This is a genomic window from Vibrio sp. 2132-1 (assembly GCF_033344315.1).
On the sequence record NZ_JAWPON010000606.1, the window covers coordinates 1 to 583 of the forward strand.

General features: G+C 45.6%; 1 protein-coding gene. It reads left to right on the forward strand.

What is annotated here, in order from left to right:
- A partial coding sequence (locus R8N47_RS26925; RefSeq protein ID WP_318186329.1) for an ABC transporter permease occupies window positions 1-583 on the forward strand: 583 nt, incomplete at both ends.

Consider the following 583-nt stretch of genomic DNA (forward strand, 5'->3'; position numbering starts at 1 on the left):
TCGCTCTTTATTGGCCTTTCAGCACTAGCGCTGAGTGTTGTTCTCGTACTGCCTGCGCTTTTCGTGGTGTTTTACTACTTTCCGAAACTCGACAAGCTGATGAATATCCTGATTTTGCTGCCATTTGCAGTACCACCTGTGGTTTCGTCTGTGGGCCTTCTTCAACTCTATGCCGACAGTGAAATTTCCCTCATAGGCACACCTTGGATTTTAGTGGGCACTTACTTCACCATCGCATTGCCATTTATGTATCGCGCCATTTCCAACAGCTTTGAAGCGATAAATTTACATGATTTGATGGACGCCGCGCACTTGCTTGGCGCAAGTACGACCAAAGCTTTTTTGTTGATCATTTTGCCCAATTTAAAGAAAGGTTTAATGGCATCGTTGTTCCTCTCCTTCTCATTCTTACTAGGAGAGTTCGTGTTCGCCAATATTTTGGTCGGCACTCGCTACGAAACCCTACAAATCTACTTGTACAACATGCGTCAAACCAGCGGCCACTTCACATCTGCGCTCGTGATGACCTATTTCCTGTTTATTTTCTTACTGACTTGGTTGGCAAGTCGTTTCCGCCGAGGAG